12 protein-coding genes are annotated in these 14,958 nt (G+C 73.2%); 9 read left to right on the plus strand and 3 right to left on the minus strand.

Annotated features, from left to right (window positions below):
* Positions 1-57: 57 nt before the first annotated feature.
* Complete coding sequence (locus N4G63_RS10705; protein WP_260788405.1) at positions 58-1,227, plus strand: aminotransferase class III-fold pyridoxal phosphate-dependent enzyme; 1,170 nt, start codon at positions 58-60, stop codon at positions 1,225-1,227.
* Between the two features lie 115 nt (positions 1,228-1,342).
* Here N4G63_RS10705 and N4G63_RS10710 read toward each other — a convergent pair whose 3' ends face one another.
* A complete protein-coding gene (locus N4G63_RS10710) occupies positions 1,343-2,389 on the minus strand; it encodes a Bug family tripartite tricarboxylate transporter substrate binding protein (RefSeq protein ID WP_260788406.1) in 1,047 nt (348 codons plus the stop codon).
* Positions 2,390-2,868: 479 nt separating this feature from the next.
* On the opposite strand from N4G63_RS10710, the gene N4G63_RS10715 reads away from it, so the two are divergent.
* The 8 genes from N4G63_RS10715 to N4G63_RS10750 all read left to right on the plus strand — a co-directional run bounded on the left by N4G63_RS10715 (position 2,869) and on the right by N4G63_RS10750 (position 13,381).
* Positions 2,869-3,486, plus strand: a complete 618-nt coding sequence (locus N4G63_RS10715) for an RNA polymerase sigma factor (protein ID WP_260788407.1) — start codon at positions 2,869-2,871, stop codon at positions 3,484-3,486.
* Complete coding sequence (locus tag N4G63_RS10720; protein ID WP_314599657.1) at positions 3,483-4,376, plus strand: serine/threonine-protein kinase; 894 nt, start codon at positions 3,483-3,485, stop codon at positions 4,374-4,376. The genes N4G63_RS10715 and N4G63_RS10720 overlap by 4 nt, the downstream gene beginning before the upstream one ends.
* Positions 4,373-6,256, plus strand: coding sequence for a CHAT domain-containing protein (locus tag N4G63_RS10725; RefSeq protein WP_314599658.1), 1,884 nt, complete (start codon positions 4,373-4,375; stop codon positions 6,254-6,256). Before N4G63_RS10720 ends, N4G63_RS10725 begins: the two co-directional genes overlap by 4 nt.
* Before the next feature lie 123 nt (positions 6,257-6,379).
* Positions 6,380-8,368 carry a hypothetical protein gene (locus N4G63_RS10730; RefSeq protein ID WP_314599659.1) on the plus strand — a complete coding sequence of 663 codons (1,989 nt, stop codon included), beginning with the start codon at positions 6,380-6,382 and terminating at the stop codon, positions 8,366-8,368.
* A gap of 53 nt (positions 8,369-8,421) precedes the next feature.
* Positions 8,422-9,447 carry a hypothetical protein gene (locus N4G63_RS10735; RefSeq protein ID WP_260788412.1) on the plus strand — a complete coding sequence of 342 codons (1,026 nt, stop codon included), beginning with the start codon at positions 8,422-8,424 and terminating at the stop codon, positions 9,445-9,447.
* A 4-nt stretch (positions 9,448-9,451) separates the two neighbouring features.
* The gene (locus N4G63_RS10740; RefSeq protein WP_260788413.1) at positions 9,452-11,224 is read left to right on the plus strand and encodes a caspase family protein; all 1,773 of its coding nucleotides are present in this window, start codon (positions 9,452-9,454) and stop codon (positions 11,222-11,224) included.
* Between the two features lie 11 nt (positions 11,225-11,235).
* A complete protein-coding gene (locus tag N4G63_RS10745) occupies positions 11,236-12,870 on the plus strand; it encodes an MORN repeat-containing protein (protein ID WP_260788414.1) in 1,635 nt (544 codons plus the stop codon).
* A gap of 22 nt (positions 12,871-12,892) precedes the next feature.
* Positions 12,893-13,381, plus strand: a complete 489-nt coding sequence (locus N4G63_RS10750; protein ID WP_260788415.1) for a hypothetical protein — start codon at positions 12,893-12,895, stop codon at positions 13,379-13,381.
* A gap of 42 nt (positions 13,382-13,423) precedes the next feature.
* On the opposite strand, the gene N4G63_RS10755 is transcribed toward N4G63_RS10750, so the two are convergent.
* Complete coding sequence (locus tag N4G63_RS10755; protein ID WP_260788416.1) at positions 13,424-14,146, minus strand: ABC transporter ATP-binding protein; 723 nt, start codon at positions 14,144-14,146, stop codon at positions 13,424-13,426.
* Positions 14,147-14,165: 19 nt separating this feature from the next.
* The gene (locus N4G63_RS10760) at positions 14,166-14,942 is read right to left on the minus strand and encodes an ABC transporter ATP-binding protein (RefSeq protein WP_260788417.1); all 777 of its coding nucleotides are present in this window, start codon (positions 14,940-14,942) and stop codon (positions 14,166-14,168) included.
* Between the last annotated feature and the right edge of the window lie 16 nt (positions 14,943-14,958).

Genomic DNA, 14,958 nt, shown 5'->3' on the forward strand with positions numbered 1-14,958 from the left:
AGCCAGCGCCAGCCAGGCGCTGCACCGGCGAGCGCGGCCTGGCCGGCCGCGGCGCTGATGCGCCTGGGCCCGCGCCCGCCAAATGTGTTCGTGCGCGGTCAGGGCAGCTGGCTGTGGGACGCCCAGGGCCGCCGCCACCTTGATGCGGTGCAGGGCTGGGCCGTCAACACGCTGGGCCACGCGCCCCCGCAGATCGCCCAGGCGCTGGCCCGCCAGGCCGGCTTGCTGCTGCAGGCCGGCCCGGGCTTTCACAACGCACCGGCGCTGGCGCTGGCCGAGCGCCTGGCCGCGCTGAGCGGGCTGGATCGCGTGTTCATCGGCACCAGCGGTGCCGAGGCCAACGAAGGCGCGGTGAAGCTGGCGCGCAAGTGGGGCCAGCAGCAGCGCGGCGGCGCCGCCACGGTGATCAGCTTCAGCCACAGCTTTCACGGCCGCACGCTGGCCATGATGGCGGCCAGCGGCAAGCCGGGCTTCGGCGCGATCTTTCCGCCCGCCGTGCCGGGCTTTGTGCACTGCCCGTACAACCAGCTGGCGCCGGTGCGCGAGGCCATCGGCCCCGACACGGTGGCGGTGATGCTCGAGCTGCTGCAGGGCGAGGCCGGCGTGGTGGCGGCCGAGCCGGCCTTTGTGCAGGGCCTGCGCGCGCTGTGCGACGAACACGGCCTGCTGCTGATCGTTGACGAGGTGCAGACCGGCATCGGCCGCTGCGGCACGCTGCTGGCCCACACCCAGTTCGGCATCACGCCCGACATCGTGACGCTGGGCAAGGGCCTGGGCGGTGGTGTGCCGATCGGCGCGGTGCTGGCGCGCGAGGCGGTGTGCCGCCTGGCCCCCGGCGACCAGGGCGGCACCTACCACGGCAATGCGCTGGTGTGTGCCGCCGCGCTGGCGGTGCTGGAGGTGGTGGCGCAGCCCGGCTTTCTGGCCGGCGTGCAGGCCCGTGGCGAGCAGCTGGCGGCGGGGCTGCGCGCACTGTCGTCACGGCACGGCCTGGGCGCCGTGCATGGCCGCGGCCTGCTGCGCGCACTGGCGCTGCCGCCCACGCTGGCCTCGGGCCTGGTGGCCGATGCCGCACGCACCCTGCCGGGCGACTGCGGCCTGCTGGTCAACCCGGCCCAGCCCCAGCGGCTGCGCCTGATGCCGGCGCTGACCATCAGCGATGGCGAGATCCACCAGCTGCTGCAGCTGCTGGACGAGGCGCTGGTGGTGTGCACCCGGCCTGTGTAGGCCGGCATCGTGCAGGCCGGCCTGTGCAGGCCGGCATCGCGCAGGTCGGCCTGTATAGGCCGGCATCGTGCAGGCCGGCCGGCGCAGGCCGCTCGGCCTGCACCGCACCCGGCGATCAATCGAGCGACAGGTTGAGCTGCCCGGCCAGCGCGATCCACTCGGCCGAGTCGCCGTCCCACTCGCGCTTCACCTCGGCGGCCTGGGTGAGCGGCAGGTTCGGGATGCCGAACTGCTCGCGCAGCTCTTTCAGCCGCGGCGTCAGCGAGGCCTCGCGCACCGCATCGGCCAGCTTGTCGATGATGTCGCGCGGCGTGCCCACCGGCGCGACGAAGGGCAGGTAGCCCTCCATCGCGAACACCGATGCGGTGAAGCCCTGCTCCACCAGCGTGGGCAGCTCGGGCAGGCGCGGCGTGCGCACGCGGCCGGTGGCCGCAATGGGCCGCAGCGTGCCCTTCTGGATGTGCGGCATCAGGCCCTGCACGCTGCCCACCGCCACCTGGATCTGGCCCGACACCAGATCGACCAGCATCGGCGATTCACCGCGGTAATGCGCCAGCACCATGTTGAGCTTCTCGCCCTTGTGCAGCACATCGCCCAGCATGTGCGCCCATGAGCCGGCGCCATAGGTGCCCCAGGCCACCGGATTGGCGCGGGCATGGGCCACGAACTCGCGCGCGGTCTTCACCGGCAGCTTCTCGTTCACCCCCACCAGCAGCGCACCGCTGGGAAACAGCGCGATCGGCTCGAAATCCTTCACCGGCGTGTAGGGCAGCTTCTTGTACAGGGCCTTGGCCTGCCACAGCGGGCCCGAGGTGCTGATCAGCAGGGTGTAGCCGTCGGGCGCGGCCTTGGCCACCTCGCCGGCGCCCAGGGTGCCGCCGGCGCCGGTCTTGTTTTCCACCACGAACTGCTGGCCGAACTTGCGTGACAGTTGCTCGCAGTACACCCGCGCATAGGCGTCGGTCAATCCGCCTGGCGGAAACGGCACCACCACCCGCACGGCGCGGTTGGGCCAGGCCGCCTGGGCCTGCGCCGCGGTGGCAGGCAGCAGCGCCGCACCAGCGGCCGCTGCCGCACCCAGCAGCAGGCGGCGGCGAGGCGCGCAGTGGCCGGCCGGAGCGGCATCGACATCGGGGCCAAGCGGCGGCGGGGTATGGGGCATCGTCTGTCTCCTGGGGATCTGTTGTGGGGCGCGTCATGCTGGGGTGCTGCGCGCCGCTGCAGTGTCACCCGATGGACAGGCAGGCGGGCTTGGCAGTTCCGCCTTACGGAACCCGGTGTTTTCCCGGGATCGGGCGCCGGGCTCGGGCTCGGGCTCAAGCGCTGCAGTCATGGGGTTTGAGCTCGGCCGGCGGTGGGCCTGACGTTGGCGGCAGGCCGGCGTCTTTCTGCCACCCGCGCCATGCCGCGCACCTGGCCTTGATCGGCGTCATGACACCGCCACCGTCCATTCCACCCGTCTTGCCGCTCCGGCGTGCACCCATGCAGTGCATTGACCCGCCCCGCCTGCGCCGGGCAGCGCGGCGGCCGCGTGGCCAGCGCGTTACACCCAGTTTCGTGGTGACTCGCCACGCCGGTTTCTGGCATGCTGCTGCAGCGGCCATGACCGCATCAGAACAACGCCGAACACGCGATTCAGGGATGGAGAAACAGGCATTCATGCAGGCCTGCCGGCAAGGCGGTCAGCACGCCGAGACGGCACTGGTCACGATGTACCGTGACTACGGCCCGGCACTCTGGCGCGAAGCCTGGCGCACGCTGCACGACAGCGAAGCCGCACGCGACCTGCTGCAGGACACCCTGCTCAAGGCCTGGCGGGCGTGCGCCAGCTACCGCGGCGACGCCGAGGTGTATGCCTGGCTGGTGGTGATCCTGCGCCGGCGCGCCATCGACGTGCTGCGCGGCCGCCGGCCCGAAGACCCGCTCTACGACCGCGACGGCCTGCTGCGCGACGATGTCGAGCAGGCCGCGCTGAGCTTTCGCGACAGCGGCATCACCGAGCCGGGCCAGCTGCTGATGCAGCACCAGAGCGAGGCCGTGTTTCGCCGCTGCGCCGAGCGCTTTGCCGCCGAGCAGCCGCAGGCCGCCCAGGTGATCCGCTGGATTGCCGAGGACAACCTGACGCCGCAGGATGTGGCGCAGCTGATCGGCCGCAGCCCGGGTGCCACGCGCGAGTACATCTCGCAATGCCGCAAGAAGGCACGCCAGTACTTCGCCGACTGGTACGCCCTGGCCGGCACGGCGCAGGAGAGCGCATGACCCGCCCGGCCGACGACGGCAGCGCGCGCGGCCAGCGTGGCGCAGCACAGCCCCGCGCCGGCACGCCGCCGGCCACGCCCAACGCCAACGCCAACGCCTACGCCAACGCCGATCTCGACTGGGCAAACGCACTGGCCGGCCGCCCGCCTGCCGGGCCGCAGGGCGACACCACGGCACGGCTGGAGGCCGCGAGCCTGCGCGCGGCCCTGCGACGCTGGCCGATCGAAGCGCCGGCCCTGCCGGCCGACCTGGCCGAACTGGCCAACAGGGCCGACATCGCCGACCCCACCGACGCGACCACCCAAGCTTTCATCCACGCTTCCATCCCCACGGCGCCACGGCCTGCCTCCGGCCAGCCGGGCACAGCGCCGGCGCTGGCCCGCCTGCTGGCCGAGGCGCAGCGCCAGGGCCGGGCCTCGGCCGGCAACCCGGCAAGGGCCTGCGCGCCCTGCGCCGCACTGCATGCCGCCGGGGCCTGGCTGCGGGCTGCGCTGGCGGGCCAGGCGGCCGGTCGGCCCGGCCATCCCCCGGGGCGCCGGCCGGGCGCCGCGCTGCGCATCGGTGCCGGCCTGGCGCTGGCTGGTGTGCTGGGCCTGGCCGTGCTGCCGCAGTGGCTGGCACCACCGGCCGAGGCCCCCGCTCTGCGCCACGGCACCCAGCCGCAGCTGCGCAGCGAAGCCGATCCGCGCGCCAGCCGCGAGGCCCTGGCCGGGCGGCTGGCTGCCGCTGGCGCCGATGTGCAGCGTTATGAGCGCGCGGGCCGCTACGGGCTGGACGCCGAGTTCCAGCACCCGCCCGATGCCGCGCTGCGGGCCTGGCTGGCCGCGCAAGGCCTGGTGCTGGCGGCCGATGGCAGCCTGCGGGTCGAGTTCCGGGCGGCCGCGCCATGAGGCGGCGCACATGGCTGCGCGCAGGCAGCGCGCTGGTGCCGGCCGGCTGGCTGGCGGCTGGCTGGCCGGCGCCGCTGGCGGCCCGTGTCCAGGCCCAGGCGCCCGCCGTGGAACCCAGGCCGACCCAAGACCCGCAGCCAGCGGACACCGCGCCGGCCCAGGCCGCGTCAGCCGCGCCCACCACACCCGCAGGACCCGCTGAACCCGCTGAACCCGCAGTAGGGCCTGAAAGCGCCGCCACGCTGATGGCCTGGGCGCAGCAATGGCAGGCCCTGGGCCGCACGGCCACCGCGATCTGGCTGGCCAAGCGCGCGCTGGCGGCAACCGCGGCCGAGGCGGCCACGTTGCCAGGCCAAATGCCGGGCCAGGTGCCAGCCCAGGTGCCAGCCCAGGTGCCGGGCCAGCCATCAGGCCGGGTGCCGGCCCCGCCGTCCGCCGAACTGCCGGCCCGTCTGGCTGCCTGGTCGCAAAGCCTGGCCGGCTGGCTGATCGATGCCGGGCGGCTGGACGAGGCCCGTGCGCTGGGCGCCCACGAGCGCGCGGCCACGCTGGCCCGCTTTGTCGACGACCCGCGCGACACCACGCCGGCGCGGCCGCCGCTGCCCCTGGATGCCGACGAAACCGCCTGGTCGGCCGCCTGGCCGCCGGGTGTGGCGGCCTCGCCCGACGCACCCGGCGCGCTGGCCGCCTGGCAGGCCCTGCCCCAGCGCCTGCAGCCGCGCCACGCGGTGGGCGATGGCGCCCGCGCCGCGGCCCGCGCCACGCCGGCACCGGCCCGCCCCGGCGCGGCACTGCTGCGCGTGCATGCGCTGCCGCAAGCCGACCGCCTGCTGTTGCTGCTGGACGATGGCCGCAGCGTGGCCCCGGTGCACCTGCCCTGGCCGCAGGCCCAGCGCGAGCAGGAGCTGGGCGCGGTGCTGGCGGCCATGGGCGAGCCCCCCCATGCCGCAGCCCAGGTGCTCTTGCAGGCCGGGCTGCGCACGCTGCACCGGCGCTTCGGCGCGGCCATCGAGGCCGCCGCCCTGCGTGCCGGCGCGCGCGAGATCGAGGTCCATGCCGGCGGCGCGCTGCGCGCCCTGCCCTGGGCCGCGCTGCGGGCCGAGCAGGGCTACCTGGGCGAGCGCCTGGCCGTGCGCGTGGCGCCGCTGGTCGCCCTGCGGCCTGCCGCCGGCGCGGCACAGCCGCGCGCCACGGCCGCCGCACCTGCCGGCCCCGCCAGCGCTGACGCCGCACGCGGGCCCTTGCGCGCGCTGGGTGTTTCGCGCGGGGCGGCCGGCCTGCCAGCGCTGCCGGGCGTGGTGGACGAGGTCTGCGGCATCGTCGCCGGCCCGGTGCACGGGCTGGCGCGGCCGGCCCGCCCCTGCGGCCCTGGCGTGCTGGGCGGCGAAGGCTGGCTCGACGAGGCCTTCACCGCCGAGCGCCTGCTCGAGGCCGTGGCCCGGCCCGCCGGTGGCGCGCCCGGCCTGCTGCACCTGGGCACGCATTTCGATCTGCGGCCGGGGCGCATGGCGCGCTCCAGCCTGCTGCTGGGCGATGGCAGCCGCTGGCCGCTGGCGCGCATCGCGGCACTCGACTTCAGCGCCCTGCAGCTGGTCACGCTGGCCGCCTGCGACACCGGCAGCAGCAGCATCGGCAGCGCCGGCCCGCTGACCGAAAGCCTGCAGGACCTGATCCTGCAGCGCGGCGCCCTGCATGTGCTGGCCAGCCTGTGGCGCGTGGACGATGCCAGCACCAGCGCACTGATGCGCAGCTTCTACCGCCACTGGGGCAGCGCCCCACCGGCCGTGGCCCTGCAGCACGCCCAGGCCGCCGTGCGCGAGCGGCCCGAGTGGCGCGCCCCCTTCCACTGGGCCGGCTTCGTGCTGGCCGGAGGGCCCTGATCGCGCGCACCCCCCTGATGTTCAACGGGCGCGTGCGTCTCTTCACGCAAGACCGACGCAAGGCCCCGTTCAACCGCCCCTCGCCCCCCCTGCGAACCACGCCGAATGCTCCGGAGCCCCCGCATGTCCACGCTGCCCCCGCCACCCCCCGGCCGCCGCCCCACCCGGCGCCGTTGGCCCTTGCTGCTGCCGCCGCTGCTGCTGGCCAGCCTGGCCCAGCCGGCCGGCGCCAACTGGCTGGAAGAGCAGCTAAAGAAGGCCAAGGAGGCCGCGCAGCGGGCACAGGCGGCCCAGCAGCAGCAGCAGCAGCAGCAGCAACAACAACAACAGCAGCAACCCCAGCCGCAGCCACTGCAGCCGCCCGCGGTGCAGCAGCGCCAGCCGCCCGCAGCGTTGTCCAGCGGCGCCGCCCAGGCCGCGGCCGCGGCGGCGGCCGTCAACGCCGCGGCGCACAGCGCGCCGCTGCTGGCCAGCACCCGCGACGCCGGCGGCATGCAGGCCCTGTTTGCCAAGGGCACGGTCACCGGCACCGACCTGCTGCTCGAGATGAAGGCCATTCGCGCCCTGGTGGGCGGCCGGCGCGGCAGCGCCAACCTGTCCAGCCTGCTGTCGGGCACGGCGCAGGACAACCCGGGCGGCGCCCAGGCCGGCGCGCTGGGCGGCCTGTTTCAGGGCGGCGCCGATGGCGTGATCCTCAAGGGCGCGATGGCCGTGTTCGAGTCGGCCATGGCCAGCGCGTTCAGCAGCAGCGGTTCCACCGGCGGCCTGGGCGAGTTCATGGACACGCTGATGGGCGATCCGCAGCGCCTGGAGGCGCAGACCGTCACCCTGCCCTCGCCGAAGAAGATGACCACGCCGCAGATGCAGCGTGCGGTCAATCTGGCGGCCATCGTGGTGCTCACCCGCCTGACCGGGCGTGTCATCGAGCAGACGCAGAAGGACCTGGCCGAACTCGACCAGGGCTATGCCGCGCTGATCGAGCGCCGCGAGAAGGCCGCCACGCTGCTGCAGCAGGCGCTGGTGAGCGGCCTGCCTGAGGGCGCGCGCAACACCTTCACGCCGGCCGAGCTGGACTACCTGCGCTCGTTCTCGGCCGACAGCTTCGTCAAGGACATGGGCGCGCAGCGGCTGGCCCTGCGCCTGGTGGCCGTGACCGACCCGGCCGCCGCGGCCGACTACAAGCTGCAGTCCGACGGCCTGGTCAGGCGCACCTCGATCCCGCTGCGCGCGATGGCCGGCTTTGCCGCCTTTGGCGGCCTGCTGACCTGGAGCGGGCGCGAGCTGTCCAAGCTGGGCAAGGACCAGCCGATTGCCGAACTGCTGGCCTTCGGGCCGCTGGTCTTCGCCTTCGTCAAGGAGGTGCCGCCCATCGTGCAGAACATCGCCAAGATCACCAGCGACGGCGGCGCCGAGCTGATGAAGCTGGGCACCGCCTTTCGCGTCACGGTGGACGGCAGGACCGACGAGGTGCGCAGCGCGGCCACGGTGTTCGAGACCTTCGAGAAAAGCGGCGTGATGCCCGAGCTGCGCAACGCCCTGTTCCGCAACGACGCGCGCGGCCTGCTGTTTGCGGTGAACCAGTGCGACCCCGCCACCACCGCGCAGATGCTCGACCAGGCCACCACGCCCGAGCAGCGCAGCGCCTTTGCGCGCGAGACGCGCCAGCCCAGCCCGGGCGAGTTCAGCTTCGTCGACGCCTTTGGTGCGGGCGAGAAGGGCCAGGCCGAACTGGCGCACACGCTGCTCAAGAGCGACTACCGCCCGCGCCTGGACCGCGACCCCGCCATGGCCACCATCCAGATCGGCGTGGCCGGCACCGAGCAGCAGGCCGCCGACGCCGCCCGGCCCGGCTTCTGGAAGTGGAACAACGAGCAGCTGCTGCGCATGGTGTTCGTCAACCGCGACGGCCGGGCCCAGCACAGCACGCTGGAAGTGGGCAAGGTGCAGGTGCGGCCGGTGCCCTCGATGAGCTCGCTGTATGCCTACGAGACCCTGGCCAATGCCTGCCGCCAGCAGTTCACGCCGGCCACCGAGCCCAAGGCCGGTGCTGCCGGCACGGCCAACCCGCCCGCAGCACCCGCGCCCAAGCCGCGCCCGCCCAAGAAGACCTGATCACCCCGCTGACGACCTACACCCCACAACCCACAAACCCGGAGGACCCCCTGATGAACCACGCCACCCACCGCCTGAGCCTGATCGCCGCCGGCATGGCCCTGGCCGCACTGTCGGCCTGCAAGACCGCGCCCACCCAGCCCGACCTGAACGCCAAGCCCGACATCAAGGAAACGGTGGGTTCGGTGCTGATGCCGGCCGGCGCCAACTACCGCCTGGTGGAGCTGGCCGAGAAGGGCATGAAGCCCAAGATCTACACCATCGTCGCCGGCATGGGCGACCCCGGCAACGAGAAGCTGCTGTTCCCGGCCGACGTGGCGCGTGCCATCGGCGTGACGCCGGTGCAGATCCAGCGCCGCTTCATGGACACCGTGGGCAAGACCAAGCGCTACGAGGTCTACAGCACCGGCACCAGCGTCACCGCCGACAAGTCCGACTACGTGGTGGATGCGATGTTCGTCAGCTCGACGCAGGAGCTGCGCCGGGTGGACGGCGGCGTGCGCGTGGCCGTGACCCAGGTGCAGGTGAACGCCATGCTCAAGCACCGCTATGACGAGCACAACCAGGGCGACAAGGGCCGCGCCGACTACCCGGTGTGGGACGCCCCGGTGGAGGCCGTGGGCACCACCGGCGCCAGCAGCGGCGACCGCATGACCCTGATGCCCGGCGAGAACGAGCGCGACCCCGCTGTGCAGCGCCGCCTCGGTGTGGACTACGAGCGCGCCATGCAGCGCGCCTTCGACCGCCTGGCCTCGCGCATCGACGCCGAGCTGCGCCCGATGGGCAAGGTGGTGGGCGTGGACGGTGACGGCATCAGCATCGTTGGCGGTGCGCGCAACGGCCTGCAGCGTGGCGACGAGCTGGTGGTGTTCAGTGCCGGCCTCACCAAGATCGGCGCGCGCAACGAGTTCGTGAACATGCGCCCGCTGGCCGCCGTGCGCTGCAACGGCGTGGGCTCGGCCACCAGCCAGTGCGACGTGATCCGCCGCAACCCCAAGCAGGACGTGAAGGTGGGCGACTACGTGATCCTCACCGACCACTCGGCCAGCGGCGCGCGCGCCGCCGCAGCGGGGCTTTGACACCATGGCCGATCTGCCCCAACTGCAACGCCGCGACCTGCTGTCGCTGCTGGGCGCGCCGCTGCTGCCGGCCGCGGCGGCGCTCGGCTCGCTGGTGAGCCCGGCGGTGGCCGCCGCCGCCGCCAGGCATGGTGTGCGCACCGACGTGATCACCGTGCTGTACCGCCCGGCCACGCAGGACGCGCCCAGCCGCCTCGACCCCGCGGTGCAGACCGCCATCCGCCTGCTCGAGCGCGAGTTTCTGCAGCGCGGCCTGAAGGTGCTGCAACCCACCGCCGACGTCTACCGCCTGATGGACCAGGGCAGCGGCGTGGTCGTCACCTTTGCCGCCAACGCCGGCTTCTCGCTGGTGTTCTCGGCCTACAAGAACCTGCGGCCGGTGCCGCAGCAAGACGGCGCGGTGGCCGAGCTGCGGCTCGAGTCGCGGGTGATCGTGGGCCGCAGCATCCTCTCGGCCGAAGAAGGCCGCGGCCAGATGTTCACCCGCACCGAGGCCGATACGCGCGAGTACGGCGAGCGCCGCGCGATGGAGCTGGCCGCCGGCCGCGCCGCCGCCGATCTGGCCGAGAAGACCGCCGAGCAGCTGAAGGACCTCACCGCCGAGCGCATTGCCGGCATGCTGGGCCCCGACGCGAGCAACCGCACCGATGCCGAGGTGGTGTCGCCGCTGCCCGAAGGCGGTGTCACGGCGCCACCGGTGGTGACGCTGCCACCGGCCCCGCCGCCGGTCAGGCCCGCACCGGTCAAGCCAGCGCCGGCGCCCGCACCGGCGGCCCCGGCGCCGGCACCGTTGCCACCACCTGTGGCGCCACCCGTTGCACCACCCGTTGCACCACCGGCTTCACCCCCGCAAGCGCCACCGCCTGCGCCACCGCCACCACCGGTGGCCCCGCCGCCGGCTCCGCTGCCCGCACCGGCCCCCGCGCCCGCGGCACCAGCAGCGCCCGCCGCGCCGGCGGCACCGATCCAGGCCACCGGCCGCCGCTGGGCGCTGGTGGTGGGCATGTCCAACTACGCCTCGGTGCGCGGTGCCGGGGTCAACGGCATCACCGATCTGCCGGGCGTGGCCCGCGACACCCAGCGCGTGGTGGGCACGCTGTCCGAGATCGGCTTCGCGCGCGAGCAGATGGCCGTGTTCACCGACGCCCAGGCCACCGGCGGCGCGGTGCGCGGCACGCTCAAGAAGATGGCCGGCCAGGTGGCGCCCGACGACCTGGTGGTGATCTTCTTCTCGGCCCATGGCGGCGACAAGGACTTCAGCGCCTCGGGCTACGGCATGCCCATCCTGGCCGACTACCGGCCCAACGACCCCAACACGCTCGACTTCTGGGAGCTGCAGAGCCTGGCGCGCAACCTGCGCGGCAAGGTGGTGTGGATCAACGACACCTGCCACTCGGGCGGCGCGGCCACCAACGTGGCCAGCGTGGTGGTCGGCGGCAACGGCGTGCAGGCCCAGCGCGATGTGCGCGGCCCCGACGCGCTGACCGTGGCGCGGGCCACCGCGCCAGGGCAGGACTTCGCCATCCTCACCGCCTCGAGCCCGCACGAGATCTCGTGGGAGACGGCCGACGGCGGCCTGTTCACCACGCGGCTGCTGGCCGCACTGAAGGCCAGCCGCGGCCAGCAGCCGCTGGCCCGGCTGTTTGCCGAACAGGTGCAGCCGCCGGTGGTGCGCGAGTCCAAGGCCATCTGCCAGCGCGCCAACCAGTGCTCGGCCCATCCGCAGCAGACGCCGATCATGGCCTTTGGCGGCGGTGGCGACCGCATCGCACTGTGAGGAGCACCGGCATGAGCACCCACCCCACCCGTGCCCTGGCCGCCGGCCTGCTGCTGAGCCTGGCCGCCGGCGCCGCCATGGCGCAGAACTGCATGCTGCGCGACACCAACCTGCGCGGCCGCTATGACGGCGACTGCGCGCGCGGCTGGGCCCACGGCCAGGGGCGGGCCGAGGGCAAGGACCGCTATGAAGGCGCCTTCATGGACGGCCATGCCCACGGCCAGGGCGCCTACACCTTTGCCGACGGCACGCGTTTCGAGGGCCGCTTCGTGCAGGGGCGGGTCAACGGGCCGGCGCGCTTCCAGTACCCCAGCGGCGATGTGCTGGAGGGCGAGTTCCGCCACGACCGCCTGCAGGGCGTGGGCCGGCTGCTGCGCCGCGGCGGCGAGACCCTGCTGGTGGAGATGCGCGGCGGCACGCTGGTGCCGCTGCCCGCGGTGGCGGCCGTGGCGCCACCCGGCGCTGCGCAAGCCCCGGGCGAGCCCGCGGCGGCCGGCAGCCCCGCCGGGGCGGCCCTGCCGCTGGCCGACGGCCCGCCGCAGGACTGGACGGCCCGGCTCGACCTCGACGAGCTGTTTCCGTCCTTCATCCTCAGCACCGTGACGATGAAGCCGCCCGCCGATGGCGGTACCAGCACCCGCGGCAGCGCCACCAGCGCCACCGGCGGCGGCAAGCAGGCGCTGGGGCTGGCCGTGCTGCAGGACGACGATCGCGCCCGGGCGGTGTTGACGAATGCCAACGTGCACTACCTGGGCGACCCCTGGGGCCTGGTGGGCATCCGCCTGCACAACGCCCGCTCCGGTGCACAGGTGACGGTGCAGGTGCAGGCCGAGGCGCTGGCCGAAGCCACGCGCGAGAGCTTTGTGCTCGAGCGGGTGGGCGAATACGCGCTGTACCCGCGCCTGCGCTACCGCTTCGACCGGCTGCGCGAGACGGTGCAGCCCGGCCCGGTGAACATCACCTGGTCGGTGTGGGTGGACGGCAAGCCCATGGGCAGCACCACGCGGGCGGCGCGGGTGCGCTCGGTCAACGAGGTGCCCTTCGTGGTGATCACCCCGCAGGGCCGGCGCAACATGACCGGCATGTTCACGGCCTTCGTGACCGAGGACGCCCCGTGGGTGCCCGAGCTGCTGCGCGAGGCCATGGCCCGCCACAGCCAGGGCGCGGTCGGCTACCAGATGGGCCGCGATGGCGTGAACCTGCAGGTCAAGGCGGTGTACGAGATGCTGCAGCGCCGCGGCGTCAAGTACTCCAGCATCACCGATTCATCCAGCGCCAGCCAGCACGTGGGCAGCCAGCATGTGCGCTTTCCGAGCGAGTCGCTGCGCGGCGCCGAGGCCAACTGCGTGGACGGCACGGTGCTGATGGCCACCCTGCTCAAGCGCATGGGCATCGACCCGGTGCTGATCACCGGCCCCGGCCACATGCTGCTGGGCTACCGCCTCGACGGCAGCAAGGAGCTCAGCCTGGACAACCTGGGCTTTGTTGAAACCACCATGGTCGCCAGCGCCCCCTTCCAGGCCGCCCAGGACAAGGGCCGCAGCACCGTGGTGCAGTGGCTGACCCAGCACGCCAAGAGCCCGCAGCTGAACTTCGTGTCGCTCGAATCCGCGCGGGCGGCCGGCTACATGCCGATCAGCCGCTGACCCCCCACACCGGAGAACACCCATGCGCCCCTGCCCCCACCGCCGCAGCCTGCTGTGGCTGGCCATGCTGGCCCCGATGGCGGGCCCGACCGCCGCTCAGGCCGCCCAGCCCACGGCCGCCGGCTTCGACCTGATCACCGCCACCGAGGCCGCGCAGGATCGCGCCGCACCGCCACCGCCGGCCAGCCGGGCCATGCCGCATCCGGCCGCGCCCAGGATCGAGCTGCTGGCACCGTCACTGGGCAAGCCGATGGCCTCGCCGATCGACATCCGGCTGCGCTGGGAAGGGGTGGAAGGCGCGGCCGTCGATCCGGCCAGCGTGCGCGTCAAGTACGGCCGCCTGGGCCTCGACGTGACCGACCGCGTGCTGGGTGCGGCCAAGGTCAATGCCCAGGGCATCGAGGCACCGGGCGCCAAGCTGCCGGCCGGCGAGCACCGCCTGGCCATCGAGGTGGCCGACTCGCAGCGCCGCGTGGCGCGCCGCGAGTTCATCGTCGAGGTGCTGAACTGATCTGACGGGCGCCGGTGCGGGCGCCCCGGTGCGGCTGGCCGCTCAGGCGCCCAGGTAGGCCGCCTGCACCTTGGGGTCGGACAGCAGGGTCTGGCCCGGGCCGTCCATGGTGATCACGCCCGACTCCATCACGTAGCCGCGGTCGGCCAGCGCCAGGGCGCGGCTGGCGTTCTGCTCGACCAGCAAGATGGTGGTGCCGCGGCTGTGGATGTCGGCCACCACCTCGAAGATCTTGTCGACCATGATCGGGCTCAGGCCCATGCTGGGCTCATCGAGCAGCAGCACCTTGGGCCGGGCCATCAAGGCGCGGCCCATGGCCAGCATCTGCTGCTCGCCGCCGCTCATGGTGCCGGCCAGCTGGGCGGCACGCTCCTTCAGGCGCGGAAAGATCGCGAACACCTTGTCGATGTCGGCCTGCACCTCGCCGTCGTTGCGGGTGTAGGCGCCCATCTGCAGGTTCTCGACGATGGTCATGCGGGTGAAGGTGCCGCGGCCCTCGGGCACCATCACCAGGCCCTGCTTGACCAGATCCCAGGCGCCCTGGCCCTTGATGGGCTTGCCCAGGTAGCGGATCTCGCCATTGGCCACCGCCTGGGTGCCGGTCACGGCCTTCAGCGTGGTGGTCTTGCCGGCGCCGTTGGCGCCGATCAGGCACACCAGCTCGCCCTGGCGCACCTGGAAACTCGCGCCCTTGACGGCCTGGATGCCGCCATAGGCCACCTGCAGGCCCGAGACCTCGAGCAGCACGTCGTTGTTGTTGGTCATGTTTGTGTGCCCTGCAGGTTCAATGCGCCTTGTGGCCGGCGCCGAGGTAGGCCTCGATCACCTTCTCGTTGCGCTGCACGTCGTAGGGCGTGCCCTCGGCGATCTGCTTGCCGTAATCCAGCACGGTGACGCGGTCGCACAGGCCCATCACCAGCTTCACGTCGTGCTCGATCAGCAGGATGGTGCGGCCGTCGTTGCGGATGCGGTCGATCAGCTCGCGCAGCACCACCTTCTCGGTGGCGTTCATGCCGGCGGCGGGTTCGTCCAGCGCGATCAGCTTGGGGTCGGTGGCCAGCGCGCGGGCGATCTCGAGCCGGCGCTGGTCGCCATAGCTCAGCGTGCGCGCCTTGAACTCGGCATAGCGGCCGATGCCCACGTAATCCAGCAGCTCCTGCGCGCGCTGGGCGATGGCGGTTTCTTCGGCCTTGAAGCCCGGCGTGCGCAGGATGGCGCCCAGCAGGCCCGACTGGCTGCGCACATGGCGGCCGACCATCACGTTCTCGAGCGCCGTCATGTCGGCAAACAGGCGGATGTTCTGGAAGGTGCGCGCGATGCCGGCCTTGGCCACCTCGTGCACCGCGGTGGGCTGGTAGGGCGCGCCGCCCAGCTCGAAGCTGCCGCCGTCGGGCGTGTACAGCCCGGTGATCACATTGAAGAAGGTGGTCTTGCCGGCGCCGTTGGGGCCGATCAGGCCGTAGACCTGGCCCTTGCGGATGGTGATGCCCACGTCGCTCAGCGCCTGCAGGCCGCCAAAGCGCTTGGAGACGGCCTGCACGTTCAGCACGATGTCGTTCATGTTCGGGTGCCTCTCT

It is taken from the genome of Aquabacterium sp. OR-4 (assembly GCF_025290835.2).
Classification (GTDB): domain Bacteria; phylum Pseudomonadota; class Gammaproteobacteria; order Burkholderiales; family Burkholderiaceae_C; genus Pseudaquabacterium.

Bases quoted from the DNA above. Each gene is read 5' to 3' on its own strand.
- N4G63_RS10745 (WP_260788414.1), top strand. From the start codon at position 11,236: ATGAGCACCCACCCCACCCGTGCCCTGGCCGCCGGCCTGCTGCTGAGC.
- N4G63_RS10710 (WP_260788406.1), bottom strand. From the start codon at position 2,389: ATGCCCCATACCCCGCCGCCGCTTGGCCCCGATGTCGATGCCGCTCCG.
- N4G63_RS10735 (WP_260788412.1), top strand. From the start codon at position 8,422: ATGAACCACGCCACCCACCGCCTGAGCCTGATCGCCGCCGGCATGGCC.
- N4G63_RS10750 (WP_260788415.1), top strand. From the start codon at position 12,893: ATGCGCCCCTGCCCCCACCGCCGCAGCCTGCTGTGGCTGGCCATGCTG.
- N4G63_RS10705 (WP_260788405.1), top strand. From the start codon at position 58: ATGCGCCTGGGCCCGCGCCCGCCAAATGTGTTCGTGCGCGGTCAGGGC.
- N4G63_RS10730 (WP_314599659.1), top strand. From the start codon at position 6,380: ATGTCCACGCTGCCCCCGCCACCCCCCGGCCGCCGCCCCACCCGGCGC.
- N4G63_RS10725 (WP_314599658.1), top strand. From the start codon at position 4,373: ATGAGGCGGCGCACATGGCTGCGCGCAGGCAGCGCGCTGGTGCCGGCC.
- N4G63_RS10740 (WP_260788413.1), top strand. From the start codon at position 9,452: ATGGCCGATCTGCCCCAACTGCAACGCCGCGACCTGCTGTCGCTGCTG.
- N4G63_RS10755 (WP_260788416.1), bottom strand. From the start codon at position 14,146: ATGACCAACAACAACGACGTGCTGCTCGAGGTCTCGGGCCTGCAGGTG.
- N4G63_RS10760 (WP_260788417.1), bottom strand. From the start codon at position 14,942: ATGAACGACATCGTGCTGAACGTGCAGGCCGTCTCCAAGCGCTTTGGC.
- N4G63_RS10720 (WP_314599657.1), top strand. From the start codon at position 3,483: ATGACCCGCCCGGCCGACGACGGCAGCGCGCGCGGCCAGCGTGGCGCA.
- N4G63_RS10715 (WP_260788407.1), top strand. From the start codon at position 2,869: ATGGAGAAACAGGCATTCATGCAGGCCTGCCGGCAAGGCGGTCAGCAC.